Below are 19,228 nucleotides of genomic sequence, written 5' to 3'. Positions count from 1 at the left end.
CAGGGCCTCTGCCTCCTGAAAAGCCAAATGACGCTGCGTCCACCTTGAGCCGCAAGAGCACGGAACGCAATGTCATTGCAAACACACACCTGCCCATAGACCGACCAGCGCGGCTTTGCAAAGCAAGCACCTGACGAGGAAAGAGGCGATATGAGTTTTTCAGCCCCGGTATCTGACCATCTGTTCCTGCTTTCGAACGTTGTTGGCCTGAACCGCGTCACCGAAACAGAGCGTTATTCGGGAATGACGCCGGACCTGGTAAAGGCCGTACTGACCGAAGCCGGGAAAATGTGTGATGATGTGATAGCCCCACTCCAACGCGCAGGTGACCTTCATCCCGCGCTTCTGGAGAATGGGGTTGTTCGGTCCACCCCCGGATTTGCCGAGGCGTACCGCGAGATCGCCTCTGGCGGATGGGTCGGCATGGCTGCGACCCCGGAAAATGGCGGCATGGGACTGCCCATGGCAGTGGCCACATCTGTCAACGAAATGATGTCAGGCGCCTGCTTGTCGCTGCAGCTGAACCCGCTAATGACGCAAGGGCAAATCGATGCGCTTGAACACCATGCAAGCGACGCCATCAAGGCGTTGTTCCTGCCCAAGCTGATCTCCGGCGAGTGGTCCGGCACGATGAACCTGACCGAACCTCAGGCCGGGTCTGATGTCGGCGCGCTGGCTGCAAAGGCTTCTGCGGCGGGGGACGGCACCTACAACATCTCGGGTCAGAAAATCTACATCTCCTGGGGGGATACAGACTTTACGGAAAATGTATGCCATCTGGTGCTCGCGCGACTTCCGGGCGCGGAGCCTGGCACCAAGGGTATCAGCCTGTTTCTGGTGCCCAAACGCATTCCGGATGAAACCGGGAAACCCGGCATTGCCAACAGCCTCAAGGTCGTCAGCCTGGAACACAAGATGGGGCTGCACGGCAGCCCGACGGCCGTCATGCAGTATGACTCGGCCAAAGGCTGGCTGGTTGGCGAGCCACACGATGGGATGCGGGCGATGTTCACCATGATGAATAATGCGCGGCTTGGCGTTGGCGTGCAGGGAATCGGGGTCGCAGAGGCGGCATTCCAGCACGCGCTGGCCTATGCCCTGGATCGCAAGCAGGGGCGACCGCCTGTTGCCGGGACGGGTGCGATTATTGATCATGCAGATGTACGCAGGATGCTTATGACGATGAAAGCGGAGGTGTTCGCGGCCCGCGCCATTGCCCTGAGCAATGCCGTGGCGACCGACCTGTCGCGCGCGACCGGCGACGCGATGGCGAAAGCCCGCGCCGCGCTGTTGACCCCCATCACCAAGGCTTATGGCACAGAAACGGGTGTAAGCGTTGCCAATCTGGGCATTCAGGTGCACGGCGGCATGGGATTCATCGAGGAGACCGGGGCCGCCCAATTCCTGCGCGATGTGCGCGTAACCGCAATCTACGAAGGCACGAACGGCATTCAGGCAATGGACCTCGTGGGGCGCAAGCTTGCGGACGACGGCGACGCCATGTTCCGCCTGTTGGACGAGATCGAAGCGGGCGCCGAGCGTGGGCGAACCGCGTTGCCCGACCTGGCAGAACCCGTTTGGCAGGCGAGCGAAACTCTGCGCGAGACGACCGAGGCGCTGGTACGCCATGACCGGATGAATGCGCGGTTCGCGGGCGCAGTTCCATACTTGATGTGCGCGGCGCGTATTCTCGGCGGGCATTTTCACCTGACCGCCGCGATGGCAGAAGGCGGCAAAGGTTCCCGAACGGGGCTGGCGCGGTTTTTCGTGCAGAGGCTTCTGCCGGAACACACCTCCCTTGCAGCGCAGGCCGTTGCAGGAGAAAAGGCGCTGTACGCCCTGAGCCCCGAAGAGTTTTGCGCCTGATGCCAGATGACACACGACCCGGGTTTGCCCCGCTGCAATCTCCGGTGGAGAGCCCCCCTGCCCAAGGTACCGCGCTGGAAATCGCTCCGGGCATCTTGTGGATGCGCCTGCCGCTGCCGATGGCTTTGGATCATGTGAACGTCTATGCGCTGGATGAAGGCGACAGTTGGACGCTGATCGATACCGGCATTGCCAGCCGTCGGTCTCGGGCGCTTTGGGCTGATCTGCTGGCGGGGCCTCTTGGCGGGAAACCCATCGCGCGCGTACTGGTCACGCACCACCACCCCGATCATGTCGGCTTGGCTGGTTGGTTCATGGAGCAATTTGGCTGCGAACTGCTGATGACGCGCACAGCATGGCTGATGGCCCGGATGCTGCAACTGGATGAACAGAACAGGCCCGCACCGGAGACCCTGGCCTTCTGGCATCGCAATGGAATGGACCCGCATCTTCTGGAACAGCGCAAAGCCGAGCGCCCGTTCAATTTCGCCGACACGGTTGCGCCATTGCCCTTAGGCTTCACCCGCATTGCCGAGGGTGACGTTCTGACGCTTGGCGAACGGTCATGGACGGTCCGAATCGGCAACGGCCATGCGCCCGAGCACGCAACCCTCTGGTGTGAGGAAGATGGCCTCGTCCTCGGGGGCGACCAGTTGCTTGCGACGATCTCTCCGAACCTCGGCGTTTATGTGACCGAGCCGGACGCGGATCCCGTGTCGGATTGGTTGGAGAGTTGCGAACGCTTCAAGGCCTTCGCGCGCGAGGATCATCTGGTCTTGCCGGGACACAAACTACCGTTCACCGGACTTCCAATGCGCCTGCGTCAACTGGCGGACAACCATCACAGCGCGCTCCAGCGCTTAGAGGCCTTTCTGTCAGAGCCCCGACGCGCGCCAGAGACGTTTCCGCTCCTCTTCAAACGCACCATCTCCGACCAGACATACGGGCTCGCGTTTGTAGAAGCAGTTGCGCACCTTAATCATCTGCACAAGGCAGGGCGGATTTCGCGGCGCGCCGACGAGAACGGGGTCTGGTTGTGGCAAGCGCCCCAGTCCGGCGCGCCAAAATGACAACCTCACAACCGCGCGTGCCCTCGTGACAGGCCCGGAACAATAGGCTAGTCAAAGCGTCAGGAAATGACCGGAGGCACCCATGGCAGAGCATGAGCATGGCTCGATGAACATCGACGAACAGGAAAAAACCTTCAACGGCTTCATCAAGCTGACGAAGAACATAACGATCGCGATCATCGTCGCGGTCATCCTGTTGTATATGATCAACGGCTGATCCCCCAACACATCGGACTGTTCCAGATGCGCAGACTTTGCCTGAGCCTTTGCGCTATTTTCTTGTTGTCTGCGTGCCTGGCGGAACCAGAATGGGCGCCCGAAGCGGATGTGCAGCGTCTGGCATATGCTGACGGTGGCGAGGCCAGCGTCACGTTGATCACTGTGATACAGACCGAAAAAAACGAAGGTGGTCACACGGCACTGCTTATCGATGGCAGCCAACGCGTGATCTGGGACCCGGCCGGCACATGGTGGCATCCGCAATCGCCGGAACGCAATGACCTGCACTATGGGATCACCCCCTGGATGGAAGCGTATTACCGCGACTACCACGTCCGCGATAATTTTCACGTGGTCGAGCAAAAAGTCAGCGTCAGTCAGGCAACGGCAGACGCGATCATAGCGGCCTATCAGGCGAACGGGGCGGTTGCCAAAGCAAACTGTACGAGGTCGTCCTCTGCTGTGATCAACGATTTTGCGCAATTTTCGTCAGTGCGGACAACATGGTTCCCGAAAACCATGATGAAAGACTTCGCAGAACTGCCAGGTGTCATCACGACAACGTATTTCGAGGATACACTCGACCTGTCGGACGCCGAAGTCATCGGCCGCGAAGACCTTTAACCGTCTATTTGCGGCGCATGTGTTCATCCAGACGCGGCAGGATTTCCACGAAGTTGCAGGGGCGGTGCCGGTAGTCGAACTGCCATTGCAGGATTTCGTCCCATGCGTCCTTGCACGCTCCCGGACTGCCCGGCAGGGCGAACAGATAGGTGCCGTTGGCCACCCCGCCGCAGGCGCGCGATTGCACCGCGCTCGTGCCAATCTTTTTCATCGATACGATGGTAAACACGGTGCCAAACGCCTCGATCTCTTTCTCGTAGACGTCGCGATGCGCCTCCACAGTGACATCGCGACCGGTCAAGCCCGTTCCGCCGGTGCTCAGGATCACGTCGATCGTCGGGTCGGCACACCATTCGCGCAATTGTGCGGCAATCTCGGCGCGTTCGTCGCGCAGGATCTTGCGCGCCGCAAGGGTATGGCCCGCTGCATGGATGCGGTCGACGAGTGTCTGGCCCGAGCGATCTTCCTCGATTGAGCGGGTGTCGGATACGGTCAGCACCGCAATGCCGATGGGCACAAACTCTGCGTTTTCGTCTATACGGCTCATTGGTCCTCCAGTCTGTCAGCGCATGTCGTCGAGCCGCGCCCTTATGCTCAGCAAATCATCCCAAGCCGCACGCTTCATCGCAGGGTTACGCAAGAGATATGCAGGATGAAACATAGGCAAGACCGGCAACCCAGCGGCTTCGGTCCACTGACCGCGCAACCGGGTGATGCCCTTTCTCCCCAGCATCGCCTGACAGGAAATGTTCCCGACCAGAACCAGAATTTCCGGACCAGCCAGCGCGATGTGCCGTTCGACAAAGGGCAGCATCATCGCGATTTCCTCCGGGCGCGGATCACGGTTTTGCGGGGGCCGCCACGGCAGGACATTGGTGATGTAGACGGCGTCGGTCGGGTTCATCGACGTGCGCGAAAGGTCAATAGCCGCCAGCATCCGGTCCAGCAATTGCCCCGCGCGCCCCACAAATGGGAGCCCCTGCGCGTCCTCGTCCCGTCCGGGTGCTTCGCCGAGGATCATGACCCGAGCGCCGGGAAGACCATCGGAAAAGACCAGATTGCGCGCGCCGCGCTTCAATTCGCAATGCTCAAATGCGCCAAGTCCTGCCTTCAAATCCGCCAGAGATCCGGCACGCGCTGCCAACAGGCGCGCATCTGACACAGCTTGATCAGCAGCGTCAGCCTGTGCCGGTCCAGCCTCCAGGGGTGCGGAGGCGGCTTTTGCTAGCGCCTTGGTTGCAACGGGCTCAAGTGCGGTCCGGTCAACCGGGAAATCGCCAATAGCCTCTGTTGCGCCCATCTCCAGTTGCCAGTCCAAGAGCGCTTTCGCGGTATGAAAATCCATGTCCTGCATCCCGCTCAGCAACCTAGTCGCAAGCGCTGCGGTCGTCCATCGCAACCGCACTTGTTTCATGCCCCCCGCGCGGCCTATAAGCGGCGCGAGACAGAGCAGAGACCGACATGCCCTTTCGTGCACGCCACCTCCTTGGGATCGAGACCCTCGCCCCCGACGAAATCGTCACGGTTTTAGATTTGGCCGATAGCTATGTTGATCTGAATCGCCGTTCGGTGAAACACGCCGACGCGCTTGCCGGGCTCACTCAAATCAACATGTTTTTCGAGAATTCGACGCGGACTCAGGCGAGTTTCGAGATTGCGGGCAAACGGCTTGGTGCGGACGTGATGAACATGTCGATGGCGGCAAGTTCGATCAAGAAAGGCGAAACGCTCATCGATACGGCGATGACGTTGAATGCGATGCACCCCGATTTGCTGGTGGTCCGCCATCCGCATTCCGGTGCCGTAGATCTGCTGGCCGAAAAGGTGAACTGTGCTGTCTTGAACGCTGGTGACGGACGACATGAACACCCCACACAAGCGTTGCTGGATGCACTGACGATTCGGCGTGCCAAGGGCCGCTTGCACCGGCTCAAAATCGCAATCTGTGGCGATATCGCCCATTCGCGGGTTGCGCGGTCCAACATCCTGCTACTGGGCAAGATGGAGAACCGCGTACGCCTTGTCGGGCCACGCACCCTGATGCCCTCGCAAGTTGGCGAACTCGGTGTCGAGGTATACGAAGACATGACCGAAGGCCTCGCCGATGTCGATGTAGTCATGATGCTACGCCTTCAGCGAGAACGTATGGATGGTGGATTCATCCCGTCCGAACGGGAGTATTACCACCGCTACGGGCTGGACGCGGAAAAGCTTGCCCACGCGAAACCCGACGCGATCGTCATGCACCCCGGCCCCATGAACCGCGGGGTAGAGATTGATGGAACTCTTGCCGACGACATCAACCGATCTGTCATTCAGGATCAGGTGGAGATGGGTGTGGCGGTGCGCATGGCTTCCATGGACCTTCTGGCGCGCAACCGCCTTCCCGCAACCACTGGAGTGATGGTGTGACCGCGCAGGAGGAAACAGTATTTCGCCCTTCGCGGGACGCATATATCCGCGCATACACAATCATGGCAGCGATCGCGATGGCCATCGGCATGGGTGTGCTCTGGGTCATGGGGAACCCCCACGCCTGGACCGGAGCGGTCGGGGGGCTGGCCGCAATTGCGCTGCGCGGCTGGTATCTTTCCTCTGACGAACTCAGCGTGGAGTGGCGCCTGACCAACACGCGTCTCGAAGGGCCCGGCTGGCGCCAGATGGACCTCGACCAGATCACCACGATCCGCACACTGGGCGGGTCCGTTCAAGTGATCACAAGCAGTGGTGACAAACACCTTTTGAAGTATATGGCGGATGCGGAAGCCGTCCGCGCACAGATCGATAATGCCGTGAAACGAGTGCGGACATGATCGAGGTGCCCGCCCATGAAAAAGACCGCGTGCGGGTGTTTGCCGTTAATGGCGATCAGAATCTGTCCGGCGTCCGCCAGACATTTCTGAGCCAATTGGACAGCTCAGCGAAGCGCCCGCCCCCCGGGTATATCTCAGACCTGCTGGGCACACCTGATGTTGATCCCTCCCATGTGGAGTTGTTCCCCGCATCGGATGTCGCGGAACTGGGCCTGACCGCCTATTTGCAGCAGGCCCTTGATGTAACTGAGGACAGCGTGATCGCAGACCGTGGAAAGCTTGACGCGTTGCAGGGATATGTTCTGCTCGTGCTTTCGGCGGCATTTGCCGGGCGCGCCGTCCAACTGCGCCCCGGTCCGGACCTCACCCTGATCGGAACCTATCCGACCGCGCCATTGACACAGCCAGGTGCGAAACCGCTTCCAACCCCAGAGCGAGCGAACATGCCACCGCCGGATCGTGCGCCACCAGTTCAGTCGGCGCGTTTGGGCACTGGCACCATCGCAGTGGTCGTCGTTGTTGCCCTGATCATAGCGGCTGCTCTGGTTCTCGCTGTTTCCGGAGGCTCCACGTGACAGATATCGTGCTTGTCAATGCGCGCCTGATCGACCCAGAAACCGGCACCGATGGGCCGGGCGGACTTGTTTTGCGCGATGGCTTAATCGCAGCGCGATTGGGACCGGGGGAAACCGGGCCTGACCTGCCCATGCTGGATTGCCAGGGGAAATGCCTCGCACCGGGGATCGTGGACATCGGTGTCAAGGTCGGCGAGCCGGGTGAACGTCACAAGGAAAGCTTCAAGACTGCGGGCAAGGCCGCCGCCGCGGGCGGAGTAACAACGATGGTCATTCGGGCAGATACGCTTCCTGCAATCGACGACCCGGAAACGCTGGAGTTCGTGACCCGCCGTGCAGCCGGTGTGTGCCCCGTGCGCATCGCCCCGATGGCGGCTCTGACCAAGGGGCGGTCGGGACGCGAGATGGTCGAAATGGGGTTCTTGATGGATGCCGGTGCGGTCGCGTTTTCGGATGGCGATGCGGTGACCGAAAATCCGAAGATCCTGTCCCGGGCATTGACCTATGCCGCAAGCCTCAACGCATTGGTCATGGCACATCCACAGGACCCGGGCCTCAGCAAGGGCGCGGCCGTGACGTCCGGCAAGTTCGCGACGCTGCGTGGCCTGCCAGCGGTATCGCCGATGGCAGAGCGGATGGGTCTGGAACGCGATCTGGCGCTCGTTGAACTGACGGGCGTGCGCTACCACGCCGATCAGATCACGACCGCGAAATCACTTGCCGCGCTGAAACGCGCCAAGGCAGGTGGCCTCGATGTCACCGCTGGTGTGTCGATCCACCATCTGACCCTGAACGAATTCGACGTTGGCAACTACCGCACGTTCTTCAAAGTCAAACCGCCGCTCCGGTCGGAGGACGACAGACAGGCGGTGATCAAGGCCGTAGCCGAAGGCCTGATCGATACGGTCAGTTCCATGCACACCCCCCAGGATGAAGAGAGCAAGCGCCTCCCGTTCGAGGAGGCCGCATCAGGAGCGGTCGGACTGGAAACGCTTTTGCCCGCTGCGATGCGATTGATCCACAACGGTCACATGACCTTGCCGCAGCTTTGGCGCGCGTTGTCGTTCAACCCGGCTTTGCGCCTCGGCTTGCCGGGAGGGCGTTTATCGATCGGCGCACCCGCTGATCTGGTGTTGTTCGATCCAGATGCCCCCTTCATTCTGGACCGCTTCAAGCTCAACTCGAAATCCAAGAACACACCTTTTGACGGCGCGCGCATGCAAGGCCGCGTTTTGCGGACATTCGTCGGAGGTGCACAGGTGTTCGGGCCTGAGAATTCGTGATGCCAGAGCTCGTGACCTCCCCGGGCATTCTCGCCCTGGTTGCGCTCCTTGCGTATTTGCTTGGCTCGGTACCGTTCGGGCTGGTGATCGCGCGAACACTCGGGCTTGGGGATTTGCGGCAGATCGGTTCCGGCAATATTGGGGCGACAAACGTCCTGCGCACGGGCAACAAGGCGGCAGCGGCAGCAACGCTTGTGTTGGATGCGGGCAAGGGGGCGATAGCAGTCTGGCTCGCGCGCGCGCTAATCGGCGAAGATGCAGCGCAAGTTGCCGGTGCTATGGCGTTTCTCGGCCACTGCTTTCCGATCTACCTGCGGTTTAAAGGAGGCAAGGGCGTTGCGACGTTCCTCGGGACACTGCTGGCACTGGCTTGGCCGGTAGGGGTGGCTGCATGTGGCACATGGTTGGCGGTTGCGGGTGCCTTGCGCATCTCCTCGCTCGCAGCATTGGTCGCGGCGGCAACCGCTCCGGTCTGGGCACTGGGTCTCGGACACGCCGGTGTGTCCGCCTTGGCAGCGTTCCTCGCCGTCTTGGTCTGGATCAGGCACCGCCCGAACATCCAGCGCTTGCTGGATGGGTCAGAACCACGGATCGGACGGAAATAGACCCGCAGCGCCCCAAATTGGCGAAGCAGGCGAAACACTGGCCATATTTTCCGTCGAATTTGCATGAATAAGCCTCTCAAACGTGGCGTTCTGGCCGTAGTCAGACCACATTTCAGCGGTTCTCTCAGGGTTAACCAGAGTTGTTCCCATGGAGATCCGTTATGAGTTTCCCGAGTGCAGTTGCTACCGCCTACGCCAAAGTCTTCTCCTTCAGAGGACGCGCGACCGTCGGAGACTTCTGGTCTTTTTTCCTCTTTCAGGCATTGGTCGGGGGCGGTGTTGCCTACTGGCTGTTCAACATGTCCGGAATGGCGCAGGTTCTTCCGATGGTCGGTGGCAACACGGACGTGCTGCTTGGGGCGGCTGTGCTGTTTGCATTGCCGGGATACTCGCTGATGATCCGGCGTTTGCACGACTCCGGTCGCAGCGGATTGTGGATGATGATCGCCGCCGTCCCGGTTTTCGGCGCATTGGCCCTGCTGGTCCTTTTGATCCAACCGAGCGAGCCTACGGTCAACCGCTTCGATATCGACACCCCGGCGCAAAAGGTTGACCCAAGACCCGCTACGCGTGCCACAGCACAGATGACGCCCATCCCTGTGGAAAGCCGCAGTTCAAGTGCCGATGTTCGCGCGCTCTATGCCTCTCGCATTGCGGGGCTGAGCAAGAACCCGGTCTATGGCGCCTGAGAACAGGGTTCAGTAGCTGTAATCCGCATAGATGCGCGACAGGTCCTGCCCCCACTCTCCGTGGTAGCGTGACAGAAGTTCGTCTGCCGGAACGGTGCCCGAGGCAAGACTGTCCTTCAGCGCGTTCAGGAAATGCGTCTCGTCCGGGATCATGCCACCTGCGCCGGGACGTGCCCGGGACCTGAGGCCTTGTTCGGCAATATCAACGACCCGAGCTGCAAGGTCCTGCATCTTGATACCGTGGGTTTCTGCCTGAAGACCGTCCGCGGCCGCCACAATACGCAGCGCCTCGCGGGTTTCTGCATCCCAGTCCTTGACCACGTCCCACGCCGCGTCCAGCGCACCCTGATCGTAGGTCAGCCCGACCCACAACGCGGGCAGCGCACAAAGCCTCCGCCACGGGCCACCATCCGCGCCGCGCATCTCGATGAACTTCTTGATCCGCGCTTCGGGGAAGATCGTTGTCAGATGGTCAGCCCAATCGCTGAGCGTTGGGATTTCACCGGGCAATGCCGGCAGCTTTCCAACCAGAAAATCGCGGAATGACTGCCCCAGCGCGTCAAGATACCGGCCATCGCGATAGACAAAATACATCGGTACATCAAGGGCATAGTCCACCCACGCCTCGAACCCGAAGCCATCGTCGAACACAAATGGCAGCATGCCTGTGCGGTCGGCATCCAGATCGCGCCACACTCGCGACCGCCAGCTTTTCTGACCATTCGGTTTGCCATCAAGGAACGGCGAATTTGCAAAAAGAGCAGTGGCAACGGGCTGCAGGGCAAGTGCGACGCGCAGTTTCTGAACCATGTCCGCCTCGGATGCGAAATCGAGATTCACCTGCACGGTACACGTCCGGTACATCATGGTCTTGCCCATGGTGCCGACGCGATCCATGTAGTCCGTCATCAGGCGGTAGCGGCCCTTGGGCATGACGGGCATATCCTCGTGCCGCCAGATTGGCGCGGCCCCAAGCCCGATGAAGCCCGCACCGATTTTATCAGCAATATCTTGGACTTCGCGCAAATGTGCGTTCACCTCATCGCAGGTTTCATGGATGGTTTGCAAAGGTGCACCGGACAACTCAAGCTGCCCGCCGGGTTCCAGAGAGACGTTTGCACCGTCCTTTTCCAACCCGATGATGTTGCCGCCTTCGAGCACGGGCGCCCAGCCGTATGCATCGCGCAACCCTTCGAGCATGGCCTTGATCGAACAGGGGCCATCATACGGCAGCGGCTTCTGTAAGCCCTTGCAATATCCGAATTTTTCGTGCTCGGTCCCAATCCGCCAGTCCTCTTTCGGTTTGCAGCCGTCGGCGAGGTATTGGGCGAGTTGCGCGTGATTTTCGATGGGACCGCCACCGGACTGGGGTATGGACATGCGCTTGGGGCTCCGGATCGACGGCAGGAAGTTACGGAGTGTCGCGAGAGGACGAGGAAGTCAAGCGCAGGGAAGGTGCAGCCGCTGTGCGCTGCCACACAACCACCGAGCCCTCAGCCCGTGCGTTAAGATTTGCCAGCAACGCGGTCATGTCCATCCCGGGCAGCGCGGCAAAGGCATCAAACAGCACCGTCTCGCCCTTGGCACCGTGCGGAATAGAGAGCATGTTGCCCTCGGCATCCTGCATCACCCAGGTTTTCTGTTTGTTTTCAGTGCGCAACCGCAGCGTCACCAGATCGCGCAGCCCCATGACCCCGCCGGTCAGCGGACCAAGATAACTGATCTGGCCTTCGTTCAGCAGAACAACGCCGGGTGCCTGATCACCCGCAACGAAGCGCATCCGGCGCAGCGCGTTAACGAGGAGCCCCAAGCCCACAAGGGTCACGACAGCCCCGACTCCCTTCACCACCGGACCGGGATCGAGCAACATCCAGAGACCGATCCCGACCGCGCCGAGCGCGCCAAGCGCTTCGCGCCAGCGGAGGATCTGCGCGAGGGCTTCGGGACGGAGGAATGGCATGGGTGAGGTCCGGAACATCGGCGTTTGCAGGAGTTTTGTACGTTTTGTAGCACTCTGAAAAGGCCGGTTTTACAAAACGTAGCACTTCTGACGAGCGGTTTCGGAAAGAGTCTGTTTACCAATCGCCCAGGCTGGACTGCCACAGCGTCAGCGCGGCGACCGCCGCGGTATCGGCGCGCAGGATGCGGGGACCGAGCTGGACCGGAACAGCGCGGTCCATCGCGCGCAGGCGGGTCCTCTCCGCTGCCGAGAACCCGCCTTCGGGGCCGATCAGAACCGCCCAGGGTGCGCCGCGCGTGGTCGGGTCCAGTGGCGCCTGCGCCGCCGCGTCCCCTGCCAAGGCTTCATCGCAGAACATCAGATGCCGGTCCGCAGGCCAGTTGGCCAGCAGCGCGTCGAGCTTTTGCAGGGCGGCCACCTCGGGCACGAAGGTCCCGCCGCACTGTTCGGCGGCCTCCACCGCATGAGCCTGCAATCGGTCCTGCCGGACCCGCTCCGCATTGGTGAAGGCGGTCTGCACCGGCAGGATACGGGCCGCGCCCATCTCTGCCGCCTTTTCGACGATGAAATCGGTGCGGGCCTTCTTGATTGGCGCAAAGACCAGCCAGAGGTCCGGCGGGTCCTGTTGCGGCGCGGTCTGTTCGGTCACCACCAGAACGCCGCCCCGCTTCGAGACAAGCTTGATCCGTGCGGTCCACGCGCCGTCCCGTCCGTTGAAAACCGTGATCGTATCGCCCGCGCTCCGACGCATGACATTGGCAAGGTAGTGCGCATGCTCACGGGTGAGCGGAACGGTTTGCCCCTCCCCCAGCGCATCGTCTACATAGAGCCTGATCTGACCTGCCGACATGGACCCGGACCTTATGAGCAACGATCCGCAAACGCCAGCCAGCGACAGCGTGGCCGACGCCGTGCGCGGCAACTGGGTGGACACGCTGGCCCCGGCGTGGTCGCGCCCCTATCTGCGCCTCAGCCGGGCGGACCGGCCTATCGGCACATGGTTGTTGTTGCTGCCCTGCTGGTGGGGCGCGTTGCTGGCGGCAGCTTCGGGCACCGGGTTCGATGGCAAGACGGTTTGGATTTGCGTCGGCTGCGCCATCGGCGCGTTCCTGATGCGCGGAGCGGGGTGTACGTGGAACGACATCACCGACCGGGACTTCGACGCGCAAGTGGCGCGCACGCGGTCGCGCCCCATTCCGTCAGGGCAGGTTACGGTGAAGGGTGCGCTGATCTGGATGGTGATCCAGTCGCTGCTGGCGTTCGGGATACTGCTGACCTTCAATCTGAACGCGATCGTACTCGGCATCGCCTCGCTCGCCATCGTGTGCATTTATCCGTTCGCCAAGCGGTTCACGTGGTGGCCGCAGGTGTTTCTGGGGCTGGCGTTCAACTGGGGCGCCCTGCTGGCCTGGACGGCGGAAGCGGGTACCCTGGGCTGGTCTGCGGTGATCCTGTACCTCGCGGGGATCACGTGGACGCTGTTCTATGACACGATCTACGCCCATCAGGACACCGAGGATGACGCACTGATCGGCGTGAAATCCACCGCGCGCCTGTTTGGCGAGGACACGGCGCGCTGGCTGTCATGGTTCCTGGTCGCAACCGTCACGCTGGCAGGGGCTGCCGTGATGTTGGCGCTGGTGGCCGAAGCCAGCGTTCTGGCCCTCACGCTGGGGTTGGGCGGGGCCTGGGCGCTGGGGTGGCATCTGCTGTGGCAATTGCGGCAACTGAAGCCGGAGAACCCTGAAGTCTGCCTGCGGTTGTTCCGCTCAAACCGCGATGCCGGGTTGATCTTTGCGCTGTTTCTGGCCGCCGCCGTCGCGGCATGATTGCACCCCTGCCCCAGCTTTTGTAGGAGTTCGGGACACGTGTTAGCAGGGATACCGTTGGGATGGCCCGCCGTCTTGTTCTTACTGTGCTCGCCTTTGGAGCTGCCGCTGCAGGGTCGCTGGTTGCCAGCACGGTTCTGACCGACATTCTGGAAGAACGCTCTGTCGCGGCGGTCGGCGCCGCGTTGGACGAGGCCGGGGCGACCGAGTTCACGTTTGCCGAAGCCGACGGGTTGCGCATGACGATCAGCGGCACTGCCCCCGATGAAGCCGCGCGCTTTGCCGCGATTTCAGCGGCCAGCCGCGCGATTGCGCCGGACCGGATCATCGACGCGCTGGAGGTTGCCGCCGCAGAGCCCATGGCCCCGCCGCAATTTTCGTTGGAGTTGCTGCGCAACGAGGATGGCATTTCGCTGATCGGGCTGGTCCCGGCAGAGACCGAGCGCGATGCGCTGGTGGCGCGCCTGAGCGACCTGGGGAGCATCGTGGACATGGTCGAGACGGCGGATCACGCGATCCCGACCCGCTGGATTGCGGCGCTCGAGTTCGGGCTGGAGGCCGCCGAGTTGCTGCCAAAAGCCAAGATCAGCCTGAGCGCGGGCAAGGTCCATGTGGCCGCAATTGCCGAGAGCACCGACGACCGCGACCGGCTGGAAACCCGGTTGCGGCGGACAGCTCCGGCGGGTGTGGTCGTGACGCTGGATATCGCAGCGCCGCGCCCGGTTCTTGCCCCGTACACCTTGCGGTTTTCAAAGGATGGCAACGGCGCGCGGTTCGAAGGCTGCGCGGCGGAGACCGCGCGCGATCGGGGCCGGATCCTGGCGGCCGCCGAACAGGCCGGGCTGGCCCCCGGAAACCAGTGCACGCTGGCCCTTGGCGCGCCATCGCCCCGGTGGGCGGATGCGGCGACAGCGGGCATTCGCGCCGTCGTCTCGCTGGGGGGCGGGACGCTGACCATAACGGACGCGGATGTGACGCTGATCGCCCCCGAGGCGACGCCGGAGGCCACCTTCGCCCGCGTCACCGCCGATCTGGAAGGCACCGTCCCGGAGCCGTTTTCGGTCTTTGCCGTCCTGCCCGAACAGGAAGAGGAACGCCCGGGCATTTTCGACCCCGAAAGCCTGCGCTTCACCGCAACGCTCAGCCCCGAAGGCCTGGCGCAGTTGCGCGGGCATGTGACCGACACCGCCCGTCAGGAAGTGACCGAGACCATGGCGCGCGCGCTGTTTGGGGGAGCGAATGTCTACAATGCCACCAGTGTCAGCGACAACGCGCCAGAGGGCTGGTCCGTGCGCGTGCTGGCAGCGCTGGAGGGGTTGGGCCATTTGCACAACGGCGCGGCAACCGTCACGCCGGGCTTCGTGGAGGTGTCGGGCCGGACCGGGTCCGAGGACGGCCCGGCGGAGATTGCGCAATTGCTGGCCGACCGGCTGGGCGCGACAGAGGATATCCGGCTTGAGGTCCGCTACGACCCGCTGCTGGACCCCAAGACCGCAATCCCCACCGAGGAGGCGTGTTTCGAGCGGATCGAACTGGTCAAGGACGGACGCAAGATCACCTTCGATCCGGGGTCGGCGCGACTGGCCGCGGACACTTACGGGCTGATCGAGGATATCGCCGAGGTGCTGGCAGAGTGCACGCATGTGCCGATGGAGATTGCCGGGCACACCGATAGCCAGGGGCGGGAGGTCATGAACCTCGACCTCAGCCAGCAGCGGGCGGATGCGGTTCTGGCGGCCCTGTCGGCGCAGCGGCTGACCACGGCTAACCTTGTCGCGCGCGGCTATGGCGAGGCGCTTCCGATTGCCGACAACGACACCGCCGAGGGGCGCGAGGCAAACCGCCGGATCGAGTTCACGCGCCCGACCCCGCCGGTCAATCGCGGGGCGGACCGGGCCGAGGCGCCCGAGACATCAGGAGAGGGTGATGAATAGAACCGAGATCGTGATCGCGACGGCGGTGATCCTGTTTGCGGCCTTTGCCCTTGGGTGGGTGATGCGCTGGGTGGTGACGAGCTTCACCCATGTCACGAAAGACGACATGAGCGATCTGGAGGAGATGGCGCATCAGCTCCACGAGGCAGAAGACCTGCGCGATCAGGCGATCACCTATGCCGAAAACCGCGAGCGGGACCTGTCGAACATGCTGACCCAGAAAGAAGCCGAGCTTGCCGCGGCCATGGACGGCCTGCGCGAAGCGCGAGCTGAGGTTTCGGAATTGCGGGCGTATCTGGAACGGATCACGAAGGCGGTTTGAGGAACACCAGGAGTACAGGGTCTTCCCAGACTTGTAGCGCGACACTCCTTAGCGCCATACGTGGCAAAAGTTCTTGTCCACACTGCGGATGTAGAGTGAGTTTGCTACGTTTGCGAAATAAGCTGCTTTGGTCCGCATTGCGGTCACTCACCCCTTCTGTTGAGCGAGAGACCTGACAGGACTCTTCAGATGCCGGCTTCGAATGGAATGCGGTCGTTCTATCCCCGCGTCATCAGAGAAGGCAGATAGGTGGCGATCTGGGGAAAAATAATGAGCAACAACGTTGCGAGCACGAGAACGAGAAAGAACGGAAAGGCCATTTTTGCTACAGCCAATAGGTCGTGCTTCGTCATCGACTGGAGAATGAACAGGTTGATCCCCACGGGCGGTGTGATCTGAGACATCTCGATAACGACCACGAGATAGATTCCGAACCAGATCAGGTCGATACCAGCGGCTTGCACCATTGGCATGATCACTGACGCGGTCAGCACAACAATGGAAATTCCGTCGAGAAAACAGCCCATCACCACGAAAAGGAGCGTAAGCGCGAGCAACAATTCGAACTGGCTCAGTTCAAATGAGCCAACCCAGGACGCCAACGCCCGCGGAATGCCGGTGAACCCCATCGAGACTGACAGGAAGGCTGCGCCTGCGAGGATCAAGGTGATCATGCAGGTCGTTTTCGTCGCGCCTGCAATGCTTTCGGTGATCGATGACCAGGTCAGTGTGCCTGAGACTGCAGACAACATCAGGGCTCCGAGAACACCCACTGCGGCGGCCTCGGTCGGGGTTGCAATGCCCGCGTAAATCGATCCGATTACGGCAATGATCAGAAAGAGCATTGGAAACAGGCCCGCGGTCGCGCGGAGTCGCTGGAACAGAGGAATGCGTCGCTCGGGTGCCGGGGTCTTGTCCGGGTTCCACAGGGACCAAAGCATGATGTAGCCCATGAACAGAACCATCAGCATCAAGCCCGGCAGAATACCGGCGATGAAAAGCCGACTGATGGAAACCTCGGCGGCCACGCCATAGACGATGAGGATAATGGAAGGCGGGATTAGAAACCCAAGCGTTGCGGACCCGGCCAGGCTTCCGACAATCATTTTCTGGTCGTAGTCGCGCTTTTCAAGCTCAGGGATCGTGATCCGTCCAATCGTGGCAGTGGTCGCTGCAGAAGATCCGGAGACCGCCGCGAACAGACCACAGCTCACCACATTCACATGTAGCAAACGTCCTGGAAGTGCGTTCATCCACGGCGCCAGCCCCTTGAACATGTTCGAGGCAAGCTTTGTACGATAGAGGATTTCCCCCATCCATATAAACAACGGCAAGGCCGTAAGCGCCCACGACCAGGATTGCGCCCAGATCGTTGTGGACATGATCGCGCCGGCCGGCGCGCTTGAGAACAACGAAATCCCGAGATAGCCGACGACCATTAGGGTCAAGGCGACCCAGATGCCAGATGCGAGCATCACCAGCATGGCACCGATCAGGAAAAGAGAGACGATACTGGGGTCCATTGCCTCAAACTCCGGAGCTTTCGTTTAGGTGCATCGCAAGATGGCGGGACACTACGCAATTCAGGGTCTTATTGGATTTCATCACTGATTGGTCGGCGCTTTGTCGGGTGAGTCCGGTTCACTGTCGTTCAGCTCATGTTGTTCAAAGGCCGTGGTACGGCCCATCACTGCACAGACGAGATCTTCGGCAATCGCGATGGCAAAAAGCGTGACCCCCACGGCCATTCCGAGCTGTGGAAGCCATAGTGGAATCGGTATCAAGCCAGAGGTGACTTCTCCGCGCGCCGCATTCTGGCCAACCATCTTGAGCGTTTCCCAAGCCAGCAGGCTGCTGATCGCCGTAGCCACAGCAAGCGCGATAACAACAAACATGCGAGCCGCAAACCCCTTCAAAGCCTGTGTGAAGAGTGTCACCCGGATATGACTTCCGCTTCGGAAACTATAGGCAAGCCCCAGAAAGGATGTCGCCGCGAGACAGAACCCGGCGAACTGATCTGCCGAGGGAATAATCGTTTCCATCTGCCGCGCAATAATCTGGGCAACCACGATGACGCAAATCGCGACAAGAAATATTCCGGCGAGCACTCCTGCCGCCCTGTAGATCGCGTCCAGGGATCGAGTGAGCATGTGTTGCGTTTCCTCGTAACTACCAGCTTAGACCGACCCGACGTAAGTTCAGAAGTCGTTCCAGCAGACGGGCGACATCTCGTGAGTGTCGCCCGCCCTCCGCGCTTCTCGCGCGTTAGTTCAGTGCGTCGAGTATAGCTTGGCCTTCGGCGCCGACGCTTTCCGCCCACTCGGTTGCCATCTGCTGACCAACGGCCGCAAGATCGGCCGCAAGCGCATCGCTGGCCGCGTGAACAGTCATGTTGTCCTTCAGAACAGTTACCGACTCTGCCGCAACGCTTTCGCTCATCTCCCAGCCCCGGGTTTCGGCCGCGGCAGCCGCATCGAGAATCGCTTGTTGCTGGTCTTCTGGCAGGCTGCTGAAGGCCGACTCGTTTACGATGATCATGTTCTTGGGCAACCATGCCTGAAGGTCATAGAATTCCGTTGTGAAGTCCCAAGCCTTGGTGCGCGCTCCGGTCGCGCCCGAGGTCACCATTGCGTCGACGATGCCGGTGGAGAAGGCCTGGGGGATCTCAACCGCCTCAATGGTGGTCGGCGACGCACCAAGCAGTTCTGCCATACGAGCGGTCGTTGCGTTGTAGGTACGGAAGCGAAGACCTTCCAGGTCGCTACCCGCCGCTAGCGGTTTGTTGGTATAGAAGCCCTGTCCTGGCCACGGCACTGCATAAAGCAAGCGGATACCGTCTTCAGCCAGCTTGGCTTCAACAAGTGGGCGCTGCGCGTCCCATAGCGCCTTTGCGTCCTCGTAGGTGGAGGCAATGAACGGAATGTTGTCTGCGCCGAAGATCGGGTCGTCGTTAAAGAGGTTCGCCATCAGAACTTCACCAATCGGCACCAACTGGTTTTGCACCGCTCGCTTGATCTCTGGATGCTTAAAAAGCGACGCTCCGGAATGAACGGTGATGCTTAGCCCCCCGGATGTTGCGGCAGCAATCTCTTCCGCGAACTGGTTGATATTGCGTGTGTGGAACTCCGCGTCCGGATACGGCGTCGCCATATCCCAGGAGGTCTGCGCGAGAACAGGTGCAGACTGCCCAATCGCTATCGCCGCCGCAGAAATTGCAGCAAAGGATTTTATCATACTCATTGTTTGGCTCCCTGTTTTGTTCTCCCGCACCTGAGTACGGGTCGTGTCCGGCGGCGTATTTGGACCGGGGCGTGCCCATCAATTCCGTCGGTGCTGTGCGCCGCGAGTAGTGTGGCACACCAATACATATAAGTTGGACACATGCGCTGGACAGGCGCAAGCCTGTCTCTCTTGTCCGCGCAGCGGACACTGAACCGAA

21 protein-coding genes are annotated in these 19,228 nt (G+C 61.2%); 13 read left to right on the top strand and 8 right to left on the bottom strand.

Going from position 1 to position 19,228, the window contains the following annotated elements:
• Window positions 1–150 precede the first annotated feature (150 nt).
• The 4 genes from ACP15N_RS15065 to ACP15N_RS15050 all read left to right on the top strand — a co-directional run bounded on the left by ACP15N_RS15065 (window position 151) and on the right by ACP15N_RS15050 (window position 3,779).
• The gene (locus ACP15N_RS15065; RefSeq protein ID WP_425093145.1) at window positions 151–1,866 is read left to right on the top strand and encodes an acyl-CoA dehydrogenase; all 1,716 of its coding nucleotides are present in this window, start codon (window positions 151–153) and stop codon (window positions 1,864–1,866) included.
• The gene (locus ACP15N_RS15060; RefSeq protein ID WP_425093144.1) at window positions 1,866–2,936 is read left to right on the top strand and encodes an MBL fold metallo-hydrolase; all 1,071 of its coding nucleotides are present in this window, start codon (window positions 1,866–1,868) and stop codon (window positions 2,934–2,936) included. Before ACP15N_RS15065 ends, ACP15N_RS15060 begins: the two co-directional genes overlap by 1 nt.
• Window positions 2,937–3,018: 82 nt before the next feature.
• Complete coding sequence (locus ACP15N_RS15055; protein ID WP_425093143.1) at window positions 3,019–3,153, top strand: aa3-type cytochrome c oxidase subunit IV; 135 nt, start codon at window positions 3,019–3,021, stop codon at window positions 3,151–3,153.
• A 26-nt stretch (window positions 3,154–3,179) separates the two neighbouring features.
• On the top strand, window positions 3,180–3,779 hold the full coding sequence (locus ACP15N_RS15050) for a hypothetical protein (RefSeq protein WP_425093142.1): 600 nt from the start codon (window positions 3,180–3,182) through the stop codon (window positions 3,777–3,779).
• A 4-nt stretch (window positions 3,780–3,783) separates the two neighbouring features.
• Here ACP15N_RS15050 and moaB read toward each other — a convergent pair whose 3' ends face one another.
• Both moaB and ACP15N_RS15040 read right to left on the bottom strand, forming a co-directional pair.
• Window positions 3,784–4,326, bottom strand: a complete 543-nt coding sequence (gene moaB / locus ACP15N_RS15045) for a molybdenum cofactor biosynthesis protein B (protein WP_425093141.1) — start codon at window positions 4,324–4,326, stop codon at window positions 3,784–3,786.
• Between the two features lie 15 nt (window positions 4,327–4,341).
• Window positions 4,342–5,124, bottom strand: a complete 783-nt coding sequence (locus ACP15N_RS15040; protein WP_425093140.1) for a uracil-DNA glycosylase — start codon at window positions 5,122–5,124, stop codon at window positions 4,342–4,344.
• A 116-nt stretch (window positions 5,125–5,240) separates the two neighbouring features.
• Here ACP15N_RS15040 and ACP15N_RS15035 point away from each other — a divergent pair, with 116 nt between their 5' ends.
• The 6 genes from ACP15N_RS15035 (at window position 5,241) to ACP15N_RS15010 (ending at window position 9,744) form a co-directional block, all read left to right on the top strand.
• A complete protein-coding gene (locus ACP15N_RS15035) occupies window positions 5,241–6,191 on the top strand; it encodes an aspartate carbamoyltransferase catalytic subunit (RefSeq protein ID WP_425093139.1) in 951 nt (316 codons plus the stop codon).
• 62 nt (window positions 6,192–6,253) lie between these two features.
• Window positions 6,254–6,592 carry a hypothetical protein gene (locus tag ACP15N_RS15030; protein WP_425093138.1) on the top strand — a complete coding sequence of 113 codons (339 nt, stop codon included), beginning with the start codon at window positions 6,254–6,256 and terminating at the stop codon, window positions 6,590–6,592.
• Window positions 6,589–7,167, top strand: coding sequence for a hypothetical protein (locus tag ACP15N_RS15025; protein WP_425093137.1), 579 nt, complete (start codon window positions 6,589–6,591; stop codon window positions 7,165–7,167). The genes ACP15N_RS15030 and ACP15N_RS15025 overlap by 4 nt, the downstream gene beginning before the upstream one ends.
• Window positions 7,164–8,450, top strand: coding sequence for a dihydroorotase (pyrC, locus tag ACP15N_RS15020; RefSeq protein ID WP_425093136.1), 1,287 nt, complete (start codon window positions 7,164–7,166; stop codon window positions 8,448–8,450). Before ACP15N_RS15025 ends, pyrC begins: the two co-directional genes overlap by 4 nt.
• A complete protein-coding gene (gene plsY / locus ACP15N_RS15015) occupies window positions 8,450–9,055 on the top strand; it encodes a glycerol-3-phosphate 1-O-acyltransferase PlsY (protein WP_425093135.1) in 606 nt (201 codons plus the stop codon). The genes pyrC and plsY overlap by 1 nt, the downstream gene beginning before the upstream one ends.
• 161 nt (window positions 9,056–9,216) lie before the next feature.
• Window positions 9,217–9,744 (top strand): DUF805 domain-containing protein, encoded by a 528-nt coding sequence (locus ACP15N_RS15010; RefSeq protein ID WP_425093134.1) that lies wholly within the window; start codon window positions 9,217–9,219, stop codon window positions 9,742–9,744.
• A gap of 9 nt (window positions 9,745–9,753) precedes the next feature.
• On the opposite strand, the gene ACP15N_RS15005 is transcribed toward ACP15N_RS15010, so the two are convergent.
• From ACP15N_RS15005 to ACP15N_RS14995, 3 genes are all read right to left on the bottom strand, one after another.
• Window positions 9,754–11,124, bottom strand: coding sequence for a glutamate--cysteine ligase (locus ACP15N_RS15005; protein WP_425093133.1), 1,371 nt, complete (start codon window positions 11,122–11,124; stop codon window positions 9,754–9,756).
• Between the two features lie 31 nt (window positions 11,125–11,155).
• Window positions 11,156–11,704 (bottom strand): hypothetical protein, encoded by a 549-nt coding sequence (locus tag ACP15N_RS15000; RefSeq protein ID WP_425093132.1) that lies wholly within the window; start codon window positions 11,702–11,704, stop codon window positions 11,156–11,158.
• A gap of 115 nt (window positions 11,705–11,819) precedes the next feature.
• Entirely contained in the window at window positions 11,820–12,554 is a 735-nt protein-coding gene (locus ACP15N_RS14995; protein ID WP_425093131.1) for a 16S rRNA (uracil(1498)-N(3))-methyltransferase, read from the bottom strand.
• 13 nt (window positions 12,555–12,567) lie between these two features.
• Here ACP15N_RS14995 and ubiA point away from each other — a divergent pair, with 13 nt between their 5' ends.
• The 3 genes from ubiA to ACP15N_RS14980 all read left to right on the top strand — a co-directional run bounded on the left by ubiA (window position 12,568) and on the right by ACP15N_RS14980 (window position 15,789).
• Complete coding sequence (ubiA, locus tag ACP15N_RS14990) at window positions 12,568–13,533, top strand: 4-hydroxybenzoate octaprenyltransferase (protein ID WP_425093211.1); 966 nt, start codon at window positions 12,568–12,570, stop codon at window positions 13,531–13,533.
• Between the two features lie 62 nt (window positions 13,534–13,595).
• On the top strand, window positions 13,596–15,467 hold the full coding sequence (locus tag ACP15N_RS14985; RefSeq protein WP_425093130.1) for an OmpA family protein: 1,872 nt from the start codon (window positions 13,596–13,598) through the stop codon (window positions 15,465–15,467).
• The gene (locus tag ACP15N_RS14980; protein WP_425093129.1) at window positions 15,460–15,789 is read left to right on the top strand and encodes a hypothetical protein; all 330 of its coding nucleotides are present in this window, start codon (window positions 15,460–15,462) and stop codon (window positions 15,787–15,789) included. Before ACP15N_RS14985 ends, ACP15N_RS14980 begins: the two co-directional genes overlap by 8 nt.
• 218 nt (window positions 15,790–16,007) lie before the next feature.
• Here ACP15N_RS14980 and ACP15N_RS14975 read toward each other — a convergent pair whose 3' ends face one another.
• From ACP15N_RS14975 to ACP15N_RS14965, 3 genes are all read right to left on the bottom strand, one after another.
• Window positions 16,008–17,312: a TRAP transporter large permease gene (locus tag ACP15N_RS14975; RefSeq protein WP_425093128.1), complete on the bottom strand. Its 1,305-nt coding sequence runs from the start codon at window positions 17,310–17,312 to the stop codon at window positions 16,008–16,010.
• 81 nt (window positions 17,313–17,393) lie between these two features.
• Window positions 17,394–17,897 (bottom strand): TRAP transporter small permease, encoded by a 504-nt coding sequence (locus tag ACP15N_RS14970; protein WP_425093127.1) that lies wholly within the window; start codon window positions 17,895–17,897, stop codon window positions 17,394–17,396.
• Between the two features lie 157 nt (window positions 17,898–18,054).
• Window positions 18,055–19,023, bottom strand: a complete 969-nt coding sequence (locus ACP15N_RS14965; RefSeq protein ID WP_425093126.1) for a TRAP transporter substrate-binding protein — start codon at window positions 19,021–19,023, stop codon at window positions 18,055–18,057.
• Window positions 19,024–19,228 lie beyond the last annotated feature (205 nt).

Source organism: Tropicimonas sp. S265A (assembly GCF_049800835.1).
In the GTDB taxonomy this organism is placed as follows: Bacteria; Pseudomonadota; Alphaproteobacteria; order Rhodobacterales; family Rhodobacteraceae; genus Dinoroseobacter.
This window is presented reverse-complemented; position numbering and strand designations above follow the sequence as displayed.